Genomic DNA, 15,414 nt, shown 5'->3' with positions numbered 1-15,414 from the left:
TATGGAAGGTGCGCCAGCTAAACCACTGCGCCAAACAAGTGCCCCACCAGTGCCGTAATACCCATGGCCAGAGCCCCCCAGAATGTCACCCGCCAGGCGCCGGTGATGACCTTGGCGCCGCCGGCCCTGGCAGCAATGGCGCCGAGTGTCCCGAGAAACACCAATGACATGCCCGATATCCAGGGCACCGCGCTGTGCTCCGGTGCGACAAACGTCACCGCCAGAGGCAATGCGGCGCCCACCACAAAACTGGCGGCGGAGGCCAGGGCGGCCTGCAAGGGTTTGGCGGTGAGGGTGTTGCTGATGCCCAGTTCGTCCCTGGCATGGGAGCCCAGCGCGTCGTGGGCCATCAATTGGTCGGCCACCTGATGGGCCAGTTCCGGCGAGACGCCGCGATGCATGTAGATGTTGGCGAGTTCAAGGTGTTCGGCTTTCGGGTCGCTCGCCAATTCTGCCCGTTCCCGAGACAGGTCGGCCTGCTCGGTATCGGCCTGGGAGTGAACGGAAATGTACTCGCCTGCGGCCATGGACATGGCACCGGCCATCAGCCCTGCCATTCCGGTGACGAGCAACGTGGCGTGGCTGGCGTTGGCGGCCGCGACGCCGATCAGCAGACTGGCGGTGGAGACAATCCCGTCGTTGGCCCCCAGGACGGCGGCGCGGAGCCAGCCGATACGATCACTTCGGTGGGACTCGGTGTGCCTGCGCATGAATTTCATTGTTTAACGAGACTCACTGTCATTAGGTGTTTCAAGTCGGACGGGTTCCGAGCGGCCCGGCAATCGGCGTCAGCGCGTTTCAATCTGCGCCTGCAACTGGCCGCCGACAATGGATATTTCTTTGAACTGTTCACCCTCGCGCAGCACGAATAACGCGTCCATCCCGCGCTCCTGAGCCAGACGTGGGCCTTCGGTTTCGCCCAATACCATCAGCGCCGTGGCCCAGGCATCGGCGAGCATGCACGAGGCTGCCACCACGGTGACGGCGGCGAGCGGGTTGCACAGCGGTGCGCCGGTAGCCGGGTTCATGGTATGAGCATAGGACTGACCGGCCACGTCGACCCAGTGTCGATAGTCCCCGGATGTCGCAATAGCGGCATCGCTGAGTTCCATCACTCCCATGACTTCACGCACGCCCCGGTTGGGCTTTTCCAGGGCCACGGCCCAGCACTGGCCGTCAGGTTTGACGCCCCGGGCGCGCATCTCGCCATCGATGCCGACCAGGTAGCAGGTAATGCCCAAACCCTCCAGGCAACGAGCCAGTTCATCAACGCCAAAACCTTTGGCGATGCCACTCAAATCAAGGTTCAACGGCACGCGCTTGCGCACCTGATTGCGTTGCGGGTCAACCACCAACGCTGCGCTGGCTAACAGCCGGGCGCGCGGCGGAATCGTGCCCAGCGTCTGCTCTGTGACCGTCTGTTCCCCGGGGCCGAACCCCCAGGCGTTAACCAGATCACCGACAGCGATGTCAAAGGCGCCGCCGGATTGCTGACTGACACGCAGCGCGACAGACAGCACCGTGGCCAGTTCCTTGGGCACTGACAACCATTCCTGTTCTGGGGCGGCGTTGAGACGGTTGAGGTCAGAGTCGGGTTTCCATGCGGACATTTGCTGGTCCACCCGGGCCACGGCGCGCGCCAGACGGTGGTCGATTTCGTCGGTGTCGATCCCGGTGCCTGCATAGAACAGGGCGGTGTAGCGGGTGCCCATGGTTTCGCCGTTCAGGCTATAGCGCTGCAACTCAGTAGACGTCTTCACGGTAGCGTCCTTGTGCCTTGAGGGTCAGCACACTCAGGTTGAGAGGTGCCAACACTTCATCGAGGGCCTGCATCACCCCTTTGGCCATTTCGCGACTGCCACACACCAGCACCTGGGCACCTTTTTCAATCAGTCGGCGCAAGGCCAGGGCATCGCCGATCAGCCGGTCTTGCACGTAGCTGCGGTCCTGAACCTGAGAGAAGGCGGCGCGCAATGCCGTGAGGCGTCGGTCCGACAAGTACTGGTTGAGCTCCGGTTCATAGAGAAAATCCGAGGCCGGGTTGCGCCCGCCCCAATACAAGTGCATCGGGTGTCGGGCCTTGTTGTTGCGGATAAAACCTGCCAGAGGACCGATGCCGGTACCCGCGCCGATCAGGATCACCGGGTGCGAGCCCGATGCGGGACGAAATTGCGGGTTGGGCTGGATAAAAGCTTCGATCTGCGCACCGATATTCAGGCCATGAAGAAATTCCGAGCACATGCCACCTTTGTGTTTACGTACACAGATCTCCAGTACGCCGTCCTGCGAACCACTGGCCAGCGAGTAGAAACGTGGGATCGGGCTGCCCGGGGGCAGAATCCCGACTAGGTCACCGGCCAGAAAGCCCGGCAGTTCGCCGGGTGCTTTGAAGCGGAGTACGTGGGTCGGCGCGTTCACCTGTTCGCCATAGGCAATGCGCACCGACAGCTCCAATTGATGGGTCGGCGGCTGCTGCGGGGTGTGAACCAGCATCAGGTCATGCCCCAACACTTCACCCAAGGTGTGGCCCCAGCGCGCAAATTCCTGAGAGGACTGGCGGTTGACGGTTTCCAGCCCCAGTAACGGCGAGCCACCGGCTTGCAACATCGCATCCTGCACCTGTTGGGCGTACTGACAGAACTGCGCAAACTGGCGGTCGCCCAAGCCCAGCACGGCAAATGGCATGCCGGGGTTGAGGCCGGTTTTGGCCAGCCGTGCCAGGAACTGCGAAGCCGAGGCCGGCGCATCGCCGTCACCGTGGGTCGCGGTGAGGATGAACACGCGTTGGGCGCTGCCGTAGTCGTTGGCGTATTGATTCATCGCCGCGCTATGCACCCGGTGTCCGCCCTGGTGCAAGGCTTCATGCAAGGTGTTGGCAAAGCCCCAGGTGCTGTTGTTTTCACTGCCCACCAGAATCACGCTGTCGGCGGATCGAGCAGGGCTGTTGTGGCGAATGTTCGGGCCAGCCTTGCGGCGGCGCCACCACAACAGGATGCCGGTTACGCTCATCAACGGCACGCAGAGAGCGCAGAGCCCAAGCGGCAGGCCCAGCCACCAGAGGCCTTCGCCGGTGTGCATCTGATAGATCCATTCGTAGAGGTTGTGCATCGAGTCGTGGGCTTGATAGGACAACAAGGCGCCGCTGGCCTGATCCACGTAGCCGTCGCCCTGGGCCGTGCGCAGGGAAAACACGTCCTGAGGGTTGCCGGGGCTCGGGTAGACCAGCTCGCGCAGGTCATTCAGGTCGGTGGCCTGCAAGGCTCGCAGGCTCGCCACCGGTAAGGCCGCGCCGACGCTGACGTGGGCGGGGAAGGCGGGTTCACTCTGACTGCCGTCGGCGATCAAACCGAAGGTGGTGGCGGACATGTAGAGCCCGCTCAATGCCGACAGCAGCAGCCCGAGCAATGCCAGTCGCCCGACTTCTGCATGCCAGCGCTGGCTGAAGCTGCCCCGCAGTGGCCGCAACAGGTTGCGCCAACCGCCCAGACGCCGGGCCAGCAACAGCGCGCCGGACACCGACAGCATCAGCATCAACAGCGCGCCAACACCCGACACTCCGTGTCCAGGCGCGCCAAGGAACAGCGAGCGGTGCAGGTCTTTCACCCAACGTGAGAACGCGGATGGCTCGTAGGGTGCGAGGCCTTGGCCGGTCAGTGGGTCGATTTTTTCGGCGCCGGCCTGACCGTTCTGGTTGTAGTAGACGATAACTGTCCCGGACGCTGTGCGCTGGATCTGCTCCACGCCCGGGAAGTGGCTGGCAACACGCCCGGCCAGTTGGCCGACGTTGAGTTGTCCTGCAGTGGTGGACGTGCTGTGCAGGCGTTCCAGGGCCGGGTCGACAGACAGGATCGCGCCGCTGATGGCCAACAGCATGACCAATAGGGCGGCGATCAGGCCAGGTAGGGAATGGAACTGGCGAAGCATGTTCAGCCTCCAGAAATGGCAGGTGCTACAGATCGTAAGTAAAGGACTCGACGTAGGTACTGCCGGTCGCCGGCTTGCCTGCGCCCTTGAACGTCAGGGGCACGCTGACATCGGCGCGGGCGTCACGTTTGTCCTCAACGGCGCTGTCGATGCGGATCTGATACCCGGCATCGATCAGGGTGTCTGCCAGTTCGACGCTGACTTTGAGCGTACGTCCACTGCCGACACTGGCGCCGCTGATTCCGTCAAACTCGCTCGGTTTCAGCCCGCTGCCACGGGCCCAGTCGCTCAGGTGCTTGTAGTACTTGGCCTTCTTGCCCGCCACCCAGAGGGTTTTCTGGTATTGGCCATTGGCGTCGGTGACGTAGATCGCCAGGTAGGCATCATTTGCGCTGTAGTCCTTGAGCTGGGTAGTCAAGGCCACTTCACGGGCCTGGGCCAGCCCTGGCAGGGCAATGGAGCCAGCGAGGCAGGTTGCTGCGATGATCTTTTTCATTGGGGTGTCCTTTTGATCGTTAGGTCGAGAGCCTGGACCTGCTGGCTGACAGCAACCTGAATGGCAGGAAAAACTCATCGACAGGTGAGGCGTCATTCTGTGAGCGGGCTGCCGAGGTATTCCCTGGCGTCGCCGTTGTCCCGGAAATGGATCTCCAGTGTGCGCAGGCGCAGCGATGCCGGTGAGTAACTGGCTTCAATGGTGTTGCCTTTGCGGTCCACCCCCTTGAGCTCGTAACAACCGTCGTCGACCTTGATGCGCTGCACGCTCCAGCCGTATTGCTGCTCTACCTGCTGACGCAAGGTTTCGCGCGGTTGCCAGTCGCTCACCGGCTCGCTGCAGTCGTCATCCGCCAGGGCGTAACCGCTAACCAGCAGGCTCAACAGCGCGGCATTGGCAAAAAAACCTGATTTCATGATCTGTCTCCTGCCGAGGGCGGCGTCTGTGGCATACCCTAAGGTGCATTCCTGACAACCAGCTGAATCTTCAGATTCACGTCAGGTAAGGCGATTAAGGTGCTGCACGAGAACCATCACAGGAGGTGCCAGATGCGGGTTTTATTGGTCGAAGATGCACCGGGGTTGGGGGAGGCGGTGCGCGAACAGATTGCCGATGACGGCCACGCCGTGGATTGGGTGCAGCGCCTGGACCATGCGCGCAACAGCGTGCGCACCACGCCTTACGACCTGATCCTGCTTGACCTGATGTTGCCGGACGGTCGCGGGCTGGATTTTTTGCGTCAGCAACGCTCGGCAGGGGAGGTGACCCCGGTGATTATCCTGACCGCCCAGGATCAGATTTCCGATCGTATCGCTGGCCTCAACGCCGGCGCAGACGACTACTTGGTCAAACCGTTCGATTTGTTTGAGCTATCGGCCCGTGTGGCGGCGGTGGCCCGGCGCTACAGCGGCAACCCCAATCCGCAGATCAAGCTCGGTGATTTGCAGGTCGACATGAGTGCCCGTACGGTGCTGCGGGCCGGAGCGACTGTGGACCTGACAGCGCGGGAGTGGGCGCTGTTCGAGGCGTTTGTGCAGCGCCCCAGCGCGCTGCTGTCCAAGTCGCAGCTTGAAGAACGGCTATATGCCTTCGGCGCGGAAATTGAGAGCAATACCATCGAGGTCTATATCAGCCGTCTGCGTAAAAAGCTTGGGCGTGACCTGATTGAAACCGTGCGGGGCATGGGGTACCGGTTGATGTCCGTATGAAGCCGTCGTCAAGCCTGCAAAAACGACTTGGCCTGGGGTTGACGTTGGGCACGACCTTACTTTGGCTGGCGGCGACCGTCGGCGCCTGGCTGGTGGTGCAACATGAGTTGAACGAGGCGTTCGACAGTGCACTGGAAGAGACCGCGCAGCGCATCCTGCCCTTGGCCGTGTTGGAAATCAGCAACCGGGAAAACCCCCGTGGGGCACAGCACGTCGCCACCTTGAAAATGCACAAGGAATACCTGACGTATCTGGTGCGCAATGCCAAGGGCGAGATCCTGATGCAGTCCCACGACGCCAACCCGAAAATCTTCAACCAACAACCTACCGAAGGCTTTTCAACCACGAAAAAATACCGTCTGTACGGCGCCAGTGCTCTGCGTGAGACGGTGTTCATCGAAATCGCCGAACCTCTGGAGCATCGCCGTGAAGCCGCGCGGGAAGCTTTGCTTGCCTTGTTGTTGCCGTTATTGGCGCTGATTCCCATCAGCCTATTTGGCACCTGGATATTTGTGCGCATCAGCCTGCGCAGTGTATTGGCCTATCATCGTGCCGTAGAGGCCCGCGGCGTGGGTGATCTGTCGCCGATCAAAGTGGCGCGATTGCCGGCGGAAATCGCCCCGCTGGCCGAGGCGGTCAATCATCTGCTGGAGCGCTTGCGCAAGGCCTTGGAGGCCGAACGCAGCTTTACTGCCAACAGCGCCCATGAACTGCGCACGCCACTGGCCGCGACCCTGGCGCAGATCCAGCGTTTGCGTCACGAAGCACCCGAAGGCCCGTTGCGGTTACGTGCGGCTAAAATCGAAAGCTCGTTACGTGAGCTGACGCGGCTCTCGGAAAAACTCATGCAGCTGGCCAAGGCCGAGGGCGGTGGGCTGTTGTCCGAAACGCCCCAGGACCTCATTCCGTTGCTGGCCCATGTAGTCGATGAGTGGAACCACAGCCGTGGGCACCGGATCGAGTTGCAACTACCAACCCAAGCCAGCGTGTACTCGGCGATTGATCCGGACGCCTTCGCAATCCTGTTGCGCAACCTGGTCGAGAATGCGCTCAAGTATGGCGCCGCGGATCAACCGGTCGAAGTCAGCCTCACCGACCAGGCGCTGCTGCGGGTGGTCAATGGTGGCCCGGCGGTGCCCGAGCCGGTGTTGCAGCGCCTCACCGAGCGCTTTGTGCGGGGTAATAGTGAAACCAGCGGCTCAGGGTTGGGGTTGGCGATTGCCAAAACCATTGTGCAGGGAGTCAACGCGAGAATACGGCTGGTATCGCCGGCTACAGGTCGAACGGAAGGGTTCGAAGTCTGCGTCTGGTTTCCGCTCGCGTCGACTGTCGAAGGCTGAGGGCTGTGCCAAATACTGACGTCATCAACGTTAACGTGCTGTCCGTACGCTCGATAAAGTTAGTATGTTTTTTAAGTGAAAAGTATGACTATTATAGTGGGTGTCAGTCCTAAATGAGAGCGGGGCGCTATTGCACTCATCGTGAGTGTGGCAACAACTAATGGATCCAATAAACACTGTTTAAAACGTATGTAATTCACCAGGCCAGTTACCATGGGCGTTTCGGGTGAAGTGCACGAGCTACTGCGCTGCGAATGTCTTTCGCAATAACCACCGTTTGTCGGTAGTGTGCTCAAAAAAATGAACATTCCCGGATCTCGGGCCTCTGATCCTTCAGCACGTCACCCAAGACCTGCTCCTGCAGCCGCAAAAAAGAAGTGGAAAATTAACCTCATGTGCATTGAATGCTAATGGGGATTTTTTATCTGAAATTCAGGAGGCAATCAATAAGCCGGTCATTGGTTTGCCAGGCGAATCAATGGGCTAAGCAGTGCCAAGTCTATGATTTGGCATATCTTATAAAAAGTAAGATCGCACAGGGTTTTGAAGAGTTGGATACCCTGGTAACTATCGATCTGTACTATCGAATAAGGTGGAGAAAGTACCGTGGCGATAAATACAATTATGAGCCTGCTCGAAAATAAAGAGTTTATGGAGTTTTTGCGATTGGGCGTGATTTACGTTCATTTAGTGTCGTGTTGTGTGGCCATTGGCTTGGTATTGACCAGTGATATTGCGATGGTTAGAGATCTGTTAAAACGAAAAGCATTCACTGAGCATGATCATGCTCACATGGAAAGTCTTCAGAAGTCTGTCATCGTTGCATTGATAGCTTTGTGGGTGACCGGCATCGCCGTCATCGGTATTGATTACCTGGAAAAAGGTATGAATTACTTTATGAATCCAAAGCTTCACGCCAAAGTGATTATAGTCGTGTTGCTGAGTTACAACGGCATGTTGTTGCATCGCCTGGTATTGCCCGCGCTGCAAAAGGCCGGCTCGTTGCTCAATCTTGGCTTCAGCGCACGGATGATGGCGCTGTTCTGCGGCTCGCTGTCGGCCGTGTCCTGGATGTATGCGGCCATGCTGGGAGTCGGGCGCCCGTTGGCTTGGAAATACTCCCTTTGCGAACTGTTGATGGCGTATCCGCTACTGATTGCACTGGGTTTCCTGACGATGCTGGCATTGACTCAGCGTGTGAAACTACAGGACTCCGATGTTATTTCTCCCCGGACAGTTGCGAGCGCACGTTAGGCTGGTTCACTGCGTAAACCTTGCGGGCATGTCCTGAGCCTGAAAGGCGACCTTCTTTGTGCAGGTGATAATAAAAGTCTGCATCAGGGAGGTCGCTTTGTTTGTAAGCCTCCACAAACCCCACATTCAAAGTCACCACTTGATCCTCGATTCTGTGCTCCCGATTCCTTTCTGGCGCCAGCCCCTCATGATGCGTCCCGACGCAAAAGTCGAAAAAGTTTATCTGTACCCCAAACCTATGGGGTTGGCGTTGACGCCGGCGTTGAATCGGGGTTGGTTCGGGTTGCCGGAGGATTCCGCTCGGGCGATGGCGGAGCACCTGTTGCACATCATGCTCTGGAGTCTCCCCGGTCTGCTGGTGTAGGCAACCAAACAATGGGCTGCCGTTAACACGGCGGCCCATTGGCTTTCTGGATTGAATCAATTTGCGATCAACCCGCGAGTTCTTCCGGCGACACCACCCAAACGCTGCAGGGCATTTTGTACAGCAGGTGTTCCACCGTGCTGCCGATCAGCCGCTCCAGGCCGTTATGACCTTCCCGCCCCATGACAATCACGTCGACGTTATAGGCATCGGCATAACTGGCCAGAACCTTGGCCGGATTGCCCATGACCATGTGGCGTCGCTCCGGTGGGATGCCATTGCGCTCGGCCAACTCATTGAAGACTTCGCCCTGTGCATCGAACAGGGTCTTGGCGTTGCTCGAGGAAAAGAAGGCAGAAGCGTTGTCGAAGCCGAATTCATCGGCGCCGATAGAAGACAGGTCATAGGCGTAGAGGACGTCGATCTGGGCGTTGCACGCCGTGGCCAACTTCACCGCATCATGCAGGATTCGGTCATTGAAGCCTTTGTATTGACCGTCGCGATGGAAGGGATCGACCGCCGCGACGATCCTGCGCGGCAAGGCATGCTGCACATGGCTGACAAAATGCAGCGGTACCGGGCATTCGCGCAGTAAGTGGATATCCAGGGGCGTAAACAGCATCCGCGACAGCAGCGACTCGTGTTCCAGCGCTTTGATCAGCACGGCCATCGGCTGCTCTTTGAGGTGGATCAGGATTTCCTGCAAAGGTTTTTCAACCCAGACCACTTCCGTGGTGACGGTCACGCCGATTTTGCGCAAGGGGCGAGCCTGTTCTTCCAGCCACTGACGATGGCGCTCGACATACCCAAGGCGCATCTGTTCCAGGGCTTGTTCATTAACCATGCCGGCGGTCGCCAGGCCTTCCAGGTAATCGAAGGCCACGATGTGCAGCGCTGCATCTTCAGCCTTGGCCAGCGCGGCGGCGCGGTCGAAAGCCGGGCTGCTTTCCATCAGGGGCGAGGCGACCAGCATGAAACGTGATTGTTCGGACATGATAAATCTCCCTTAAATCATTACGCAGACGCTGGCCCGAAATGGCCGCGGGTTAGTTGGATGGGCAGCTGATGCCGATGCTGCCGCTGGCCGAGGTTTGGAGGTTGATCTGCATCAAACAGACGCGTGACGGAGCGGGCTGCCCGACGTGTGGTCACCCGGTATTGCTGACGTTGTTTGCCGCAGACCACCGCACCGATGTCATTGTGATGGGGACGGTGCAGCACAAGGGGTTGAACACGTTATTGGGAACGCCCCGCGATGAACCGTTGGCCGGAACATCGCGGGGAATTTTTTAAAGGTACAGACGATGGATGACCTGACGGCTGTCATCGGGATCATTGTGCGTCTCAAAACCCAGGGCTTTGGCCAGGTCGCGCATGGGGGCGTTGCTGGAGGCATCAACCGAATACATCTGACGAAAACCATTCTTGCGAGCAGCCTTGATCAAATGCTCCATCAGTAGCTGACCCAGGCCCAGATGCTTCCAGTCATCGGCGACGGTCACGGCGCATTCACATTCATGCTCGCCCGTGGCAGCGTAGCGGCTGACGCCGATCTCGATCAGTTGACCGTTTTCATGGACCAGCGCGATGTAAGCCAGACGCTGATTGTTATCGGTGTCCATCAACTGATTGAGCATGGCGGTGCCGGGTTCGTTGATCTGCGCGAGAAAGCGCATATGCCGGGACTCGGCGGACAGGCGCTTGATAAAGGCGTATTCACGCTCGCGGTCTTTTTCCGCCAGCGGCCGGATCAGTATATGGCGGCCATCCTTGAGCGCTTCAATCCAGTATTGTCCGGTGGCTGTCGCGTAGGCGGCCGCAGCCCGATCATTGTGGTCTTTGACATTGAGCATGGGGTGATCCTCCATCCGGTTTGAAAGGCTGGCGCGCGATGTCGAACCACGCGGTTCATTCCTTTTTACGCCGCTGGCGGCGCTTGAATCTGATCTGGATCAGAGAGTCGTGAGAGAAGGCGTTCATTTGCTGATGTTTGATGTAAATCAACTTGGGGGAGGGAACTGGAGGTGACGGTCGAAGAGGTCTTCACGACCCATCCACTGCCGGACATCTTCAGGTAGGAGCCGATTTCCTCGCGGCGCATTTTCAGCACAAAGTCCCTGGATGAATAACCCCGCATATTCAAACGTTGCGACAGGTTCAGCAGAAAGGCCGCCAGGCGCTCATCCGAGTTCATGTTGCCCAGCATCATCAGCATGTCGTGATCGCGGACGATTTCCCGACTCAGTATTTTGTTCAGGTTGTGCTGCAGCGACGGAAGTTCCCGGGCGAGTTTTTCCAGATGAGCAAAGTGGATGGGGCAGACTTCGCTGTCCTCCAGAGCAAACGCATTGCAGGCATGCAGGTCAGTGCTGACGCCAGTACGAGCAGGCGTTTCATTCGGGCGTTCGCCGGAGTAGCCGATAAATGGAAAAGGGCGCTTCATCGTTCAGCTTTGAGCGACGGCCCGGGGGTTTAATGCCAATCAAGTATTGAGCGTTTCAGACACCCGGAATCGACGGATGTCTATGCTTCACACAAGGATTTGATATAGATCAACGGCAGGGGAGTGCTGGAGGAGGAATCTGGATTAACGCGGGTGCTCGACCCTGCGGGGACGCAACGGCTGGCCTCGGCAACGGTCGATGGACAGCGAGCGTCAAAGACCCACCTGACTGGAGGTAGATCATGAGCCAGTATCAACGGTTGTTACTGATAATCAACCCGGCCCTACGCCATTCCCAGGCAATAAACCATGCTGCAGCGCTGACCATGGCCAGCGGCGCGAGATTGCATATCGCCGCCTTGATTCCATCGTTGGATAGGTTGTCGCTGCTCGAAGAAGGTGACCGAGAAAAGGCTCGGGCGCGCTACCTGCAGGATCATTGCGACTGGCTAAAGGCTCAGGCAAAAAGTCTGCGTGGCAGGGGCATCGACGTCACCACAGAGGTGGCATGGGTCGATGATATGCGCGAAGCAATCCTTGATCACGTCATGGAAATGCAGCCCGACCTGTTGATCAAGGAAGTTCAGCATGAGTCAGCGCTTAAACGCGCTTTTTTCACGCCTCTGGATTGGCACTTGCTGCGCCACTGTCCGATACCGCTTTATCTGGTGGGCGGGAGCGGCTACGTGTTGCCACGCAAGGTCGTTGCAGCGGTGGAAGTGTCGGATGCCGCGTCTCCCGACAACGAGCTGAATGACCGGATCATCCAGCAAGCGTGCGGCCTCGCCATGCAGTGTGATGCCGAGTTGCATTTGCTGTACGCCTGCAATATTTCGGCCGCGTTCCTGGCCGACATGGGCGGTCTGACGCTGGCTGATCTCACTAAAGCGCTGCGCAGAGACCTGGAAAAATCATTCCTCAAGTTGGCCGATCGGTTCGGTGTGCCCCCTGATCGTCGACATTTCATTGAGGGGCAACCCGTCACGGCCCTGAGCGAGTTCGCCAACGCGCATCAAGTGGATGTGATTGTGATGGGCAGAGTCCAGTCCCATGGGGTGGACAAGCTTCTGGGCAGCACGACCGAACATATTCTGTATCAGGTGCCTTGCAGCGTTCTGGCGGTCTAGAGGGCGTCGAGGCTGAGCTTGATGTCAGCCACCGTCAGACCGACAATCCGTGGGTGACCGTGTGATGCGAACCGGCAGGCGTGATCGCCTGAGGAGGTTTTCAAATGAGTTCCTCATCGCCAACCCTCTTGCAGGACCGTGCCGCGGCCGGTCGACGTCTTGTGGAGCCGTTACTCAAATACGCGCATAGACCCGATGTCATCGTCCTCGCCTTGCCCCGTGGCGGTGTGCCGGTCGCCTATGAAGTGGCCACCGCCCTGGAGGTTCGCCTCGACCTGATGCTGGTGCGCAAGCTCGGGGTTCCGTCCCATCAGGAGCTCGCCATGGGCGCCATCGCCAGCGGCGACATCCAAATCCTCAATGAACACGCGTTGCGGGCCCACCCGATTGATCAGGCCACGTTCGACACCGTGGTCGCACGGGAAACCCGGGAGCTGTTGCGCCGCGAGCAGGTTTACCGGGGAACGCGCGCGCCTGTGCAACTCAAGGATCAGGTGGTGATTCTGATCGACGACGGCCTGGCGACAGGCGCCTCGATGATGGCGGCGATACACGCGGTGCGCGTGCACGCGCCGTCTCGTATCGTCGTTGCCGTGCCGGTTGCGCCGATAGAGACGGCGCAGGCGCTGCGCAGCGAGGTGGATGAGCTGATATGCCCGCTTATTCCCGACTGGCTCATGTCGATCGGCCGTTGGTACATGGACTTTACCCAGACCTCGGATGCCGAGGTCATCAAGCTGTTGCAGCGGGCCTGGCTGCGAGAGTCCAGCTCCGCTGATCATCATCGTCAATAGCGACTCAAGACGGATGCGTGGTCTCTAGCCAGTCTTCAAACCGGGTCGCTCCGACAATGGGCTTATCGCCTGGCGTGAGGGACTTGTCATTGATCGGCGCGCCGAAGTAAGGAACCGTGTCGTCCGAAACCGCCTCGCGCGGGTCCTTGGTGTGTTTCAGGTACTCACTCACGAACTCGACAATGGGGCGGCGATCCGGGCCGGCCACTTCCTCGGTCTGATTGATCGGCGCTTTTTGAGCGATAGCCGTCAGTGCGGCCGCCACATCGAGCGAGGCCACCGGTTGCAACGCGGCGGACGTTAAATGGATGGTGTTGCCGTCCTCGCGACCCGAGTAAGCAATGGCACCAATGAACTCGAAGAATTGCGTGGCGCGCAGGATGGTGTAGGGAACGCCTGACGCTTTGATGAGTTTTTCCTGGGCCATCTTGGCCCGGAAATAACCACTATCGAGCATACGTTCGGTGCCGACGACTGACAGGGCAACATGGTGTTTGGTGCCGGCTACCTTTTCGGCAGCGAACAGGTTGTGCCCGGCGGTTTCGAAAAAGTGCAACGCCGCGTGGTCCTCGAATGAGGGCGAGTTCGCCACGTCGACCACCACGTCTGCGCCTTTTAACGCCTCCGTCAGCCCTTCGCCGCTGATGACGTTGATGCCGGTACTCGGTGACGCTGCAATGACTTCATGCCCCAGATCCTGGAGGTTCTTGCAGACTTTGCTGCCGATCAGACCACTTCCTCCGATGATGACGAATTTCATGGCCTGTCTCCCGATGCGGTGAGTTGGACCGTCATTAAACACCCGGGCGGCGGCCGTTTCGGGTGGCCACTCGTGTTGGCCGACAGGTGGTCGGAAGTCTGAGCGCCTGGTGGAATAAACCGCGTTCTTTTGCTTTAGTCCACCTATCGCTGGCTAACGTGTGCGGCGCCTCAGCTCATGACGGGAGCCCCGACCGGAGAATCCCATGAAACATCGATTCCCCACGTGCGCGGTGCTGGTTGCCGCCCTCGCATTCGGCGTGTTGCCTTGCGTCCAGGCGGTCGAGTACACGCAGGTGAATGAAGCCGCCAGCACGATCTCCTTCACGTATAAACAGTTCTCCTCGCGGGTATACGGCACGTTCGGCAAGTTCGAGGCCACGCTTGATTTCGACACGGCGAACCCGTCAGCAGCCCACGCCGCACTCACCATCCAGCTCGACAGCATCGATGCCGGAAGCAGCGACGCCAACAGCGAACTGCAAAAGCGTGCCTGGTTCGACTCGGCATCGTATCCAGTGGCGACGTTTGAATCGACCGGCGTGAAGGTATTGAGCGACAACCGTTACTCGATCACCGGCAAACTCACGCTCAGGGGGATCACGCGTGAAGTGGATGTGCCGGTCCTCCTGAAGTCCGAGAACGCCATCGGGATTTTCGATGGCCAGTTAACGCTCAAACGCAGCGACTTCAAAGTCGGTGAGGGTGAATGGGCCGACGGTGTCGTCTCTGACAAGATCAATATCCGGTTTCGCATGGTTGCGCCGGAGCAGTAATTTGCGCGTGGTATTCCACGTTGCTTGCTCCGCCGTGGTTTCGAATTCGAAGACCCAAGGGGGCATCGCCGCGGCGTTCCGACGATGGGACCGGGACATCCAGCATTGCTGTCGACTGACACACCACCTTCGGTCACGTCAGCACGTTATGATAGGCACGCCCGCGAACACATTCTTCACGTCCGTCCCAGAGTCAGAGCCACGAATGCCCCAGATCACCCATTTCAAAACCCCGTGCCCCGAGCACATCAATAGCCAGATCCTGCAGATGGTGGTCGATTACCTGACCGACATCAGCATGGTCGCTATCGCGCCGAGCAACCTGTTGTACAACGTGTACCAATATGCGATCGGCTACGAGGTTCATCTGTATCTGGAGGCATTGAACGGGGCGAAAGGGATAGTCGTGGAGTTGCTCGTCGCGACCGACGAAGACGACCCCGAGAAGGTTGTCGGCTTTCTGTTGTACCTGCCGGTCAAGGACGATCCCGAGGCGTGCGACGTAGCGTATATGGCGGTGCATGCGAGCCATCGGCGTCAGGGTGTCGCCCGAAAGATGCTGCGGGAGATGGTCGGCCGCTATCCGCATGCCGAACTGACATGCGCTGTGGTCAAGGTTCCGTATTTTGAGGCAATGGGATTTCAGGTAGTGGGCGTGCGCGGTACTCAGGTGCTGATGAACACCCGTGACCATGGCACCGACGGCTTGATGGCCCTGCTGGACGTGGCGTCGATCTACAGCTCGCTGGAGGTGCGGCAGATTCATACCTATCTGCTGCAAAAACACGGTAAGCGCGCGATGCTCGATGCGGAAAAGCAGCGTGACCGGCATCTGGACCAGATGACGCGCAAGGCGAATAAGTGTGTCCGCGAGCGACTGGGTGAAGGTGCCGTGCCAGCCCATTCCCCTCGACTGCGGTTGGTCTAGT

16 protein-coding genes and 2 pseudogenes are annotated in these 15,414 nt (G+C 59.0%); 9 read left to right on the top strand and 9 right to left on the bottom strand.

Going from position 1 to position 15,414, the window contains the following annotated elements; genetic code table 11:
• Positions 1–17: 17 nt before the first annotated feature.
• The 5 genes from ACYZT7_RS20620 to ACYZT7_RS20600 form a co-directional block, all read right to left on the bottom strand.
• Positions 18–719, bottom strand: coding sequence for a VIT1/CCC1 transporter family protein (locus tag ACYZT7_RS20620; RefSeq protein WP_462038012.1), 702 nt, complete (start codon positions 717–719; stop codon positions 18–20).
• 69 nt (positions 720–788) lie between these two features.
• Positions 789–1,760, bottom strand: coding sequence for an FAD:protein FMN transferase (locus tag ACYZT7_RS20615; RefSeq protein WP_462038011.1), 972 nt, complete (start codon positions 1,758–1,760; stop codon positions 789–791).
• Positions 1,744–3,924 (bottom strand): PepSY domain-containing protein, encoded by a 2,181-nt coding sequence (locus ACYZT7_RS20610; protein ID WP_462038010.1) that lies wholly within the window; start codon positions 3,922–3,924, stop codon positions 1,744–1,746. The genes ACYZT7_RS20615 and ACYZT7_RS20610 overlap by 17 nt, the downstream gene beginning before the upstream one ends.
• A 25-nt stretch (positions 3,925–3,949) precedes the next feature.
• On the bottom strand, positions 3,950–4,420 hold the full coding sequence (locus ACYZT7_RS20605) for a DUF2271 domain-containing protein (RefSeq protein ID WP_462038009.1): 471 nt from the start codon (positions 4,418–4,420) through the stop codon (positions 3,950–3,952).
• A gap of 92 nt (positions 4,421–4,512) precedes the next feature.
• Positions 4,513–4,836 carry a PepSY domain-containing protein gene (locus ACYZT7_RS20600; protein WP_462038008.1) on the bottom strand — a complete coding sequence of 108 codons (324 nt, stop codon included), beginning with the start codon at positions 4,834–4,836 and terminating at the stop codon, positions 4,513–4,515.
• 132 nt (positions 4,837–4,968) lie between these two features.
• On the opposite strand from ACYZT7_RS20600, the gene ACYZT7_RS20595 reads away from it, so the two are divergent.
• The 4 genes from ACYZT7_RS20595 (at position 4,969) to ACYZT7_RS20580 (ending at position 8,586) form a co-directional block, all read left to right on the top strand.
• Positions 4,969–5,628, top strand: coding sequence for a response regulator transcription factor (locus ACYZT7_RS20595; protein WP_282377783.1), 660 nt, complete (start codon positions 4,969–4,971; stop codon positions 5,626–5,628).
• Entirely contained in the window at positions 5,625–6,968 is a 1,344-nt protein-coding gene (locus ACYZT7_RS20590; RefSeq protein ID WP_462038007.1) for a sensor histidine kinase, read from the top strand. The genes ACYZT7_RS20595 and ACYZT7_RS20590 overlap by 4 nt, the downstream gene beginning before the upstream one ends.
• 606 nt (positions 6,969–7,574) lie before the next feature.
• Positions 7,575–8,222: a hypothetical protein gene (locus ACYZT7_RS20585; RefSeq protein ID WP_462038006.1), complete on the top strand. Its 648-nt coding sequence runs from the start codon at positions 7,575–7,577 to the stop codon at positions 8,220–8,222.
• A 187-nt stretch (positions 8,223–8,409) separates the two neighbouring features.
• The gene (locus tag ACYZT7_RS20580; RefSeq protein WP_462038005.1) at positions 8,410–8,586 is read left to right on the top strand and encodes a hypothetical protein; all 177 of its coding nucleotides are present in this window, start codon (positions 8,410–8,412) and stop codon (positions 8,584–8,586) included.
• A 67-nt stretch (positions 8,587–8,653) separates the two neighbouring features.
• Here ACYZT7_RS20580 and ACYZT7_RS20575 read toward each other — a convergent pair whose 3' ends face one another.
• Positions 8,654–9,580 (bottom strand): universal stress protein, encoded by a 927-nt coding sequence (locus ACYZT7_RS20575; protein WP_462038004.1) that lies wholly within the window; start codon positions 9,578–9,580, stop codon positions 8,654–8,656.
• Between the two features lie 176 nt (positions 9,581–9,756).
• Between ACYZT7_RS20575 and ACYZT7_RS20570 the strand changes: the two are divergent.
• Positions 9,757–9,879 (top strand): annotated as a pseudogene (locus ACYZT7_RS20570) (universal stress protein); the annotation flags it as partial.
• On the opposite strand, the gene ACYZT7_RS20565 reads toward ACYZT7_RS20570, so the two are convergent.
• Together ACYZT7_RS20565 and ACYZT7_RS20560 are read right to left on the bottom strand one after the other, a co-directional pair.
• Complete coding sequence (locus ACYZT7_RS20565; protein ID WP_462038003.1) at positions 9,876–10,439, bottom strand: GNAT family N-acetyltransferase; 564 nt, start codon at positions 10,437–10,439, stop codon at positions 9,876–9,878. The pseudogene ACYZT7_RS20570 and the gene ACYZT7_RS20565 overlap by 4 nt on opposite strands.
• Before the next feature lie 218 nt (positions 10,440–10,657).
• Positions 10,658–10,960, bottom strand: a pseudogene (locus ACYZT7_RS20560) (FNR family transcription factor); the annotation flags it as partial.
• 311 nt (positions 10,961–11,271) lie between these two features.
• Between ACYZT7_RS20560 and ACYZT7_RS20555 the strand changes: the two are divergent.
• Both ACYZT7_RS20555 and ACYZT7_RS20550 read left to right on the top strand, forming a co-directional pair.
• Complete coding sequence (locus tag ACYZT7_RS20555) at positions 11,272–12,156, top strand: universal stress protein (protein ID WP_462038002.1); 885 nt, start codon at positions 11,272–11,274, stop codon at positions 12,154–12,156.
• A gap of 104 nt (positions 12,157–12,260) precedes the next feature.
• Complete coding sequence (locus tag ACYZT7_RS20550; RefSeq protein ID WP_462038001.1) at positions 12,261–12,950, top strand: phosphoribosyltransferase; 690 nt, start codon at positions 12,261–12,263, stop codon at positions 12,948–12,950.
• 4 nt (positions 12,951–12,954) lie between these two features.
• Here ACYZT7_RS20550 and ACYZT7_RS20545 read toward each other — a convergent pair whose 3' ends face one another.
• The gene (locus ACYZT7_RS20545) at positions 12,955–13,710 is read right to left on the bottom strand and encodes an SDR family oxidoreductase (protein WP_462038000.1); all 756 of its coding nucleotides are present in this window, start codon (positions 13,708–13,710) and stop codon (positions 12,955–12,957) included.
• A gap of 205 nt (positions 13,711–13,915) precedes the next feature.
• Here ACYZT7_RS20545 and ACYZT7_RS20540 point away from each other — a divergent pair, with 205 nt between their 5' ends.
• Positions 13,916–14,485: a YceI family protein gene (locus ACYZT7_RS20540; protein ID WP_462037999.1), complete on the top strand. Its 570-nt coding sequence runs from the start codon at positions 13,916–13,918 to the stop codon at positions 14,483–14,485.
• Positions 14,486–14,690: 205 nt separating this feature from the next.
• The gene (locus ACYZT7_RS20535) at positions 14,691–15,413 is read left to right on the top strand and encodes a GNAT family N-acetyltransferase (RefSeq protein WP_462037998.1); all 723 of its coding nucleotides are present in this window, start codon (positions 14,691–14,693) and stop codon (positions 15,411–15,413) included.
• Position 15,414 lies beyond the last annotated feature (1 nt).

This window comes from Pseudomonas sp. RT4P38 (genome assembly GCF_054897765.1).
This window is presented reverse-complemented; position numbering and strand designations above follow the sequence as displayed.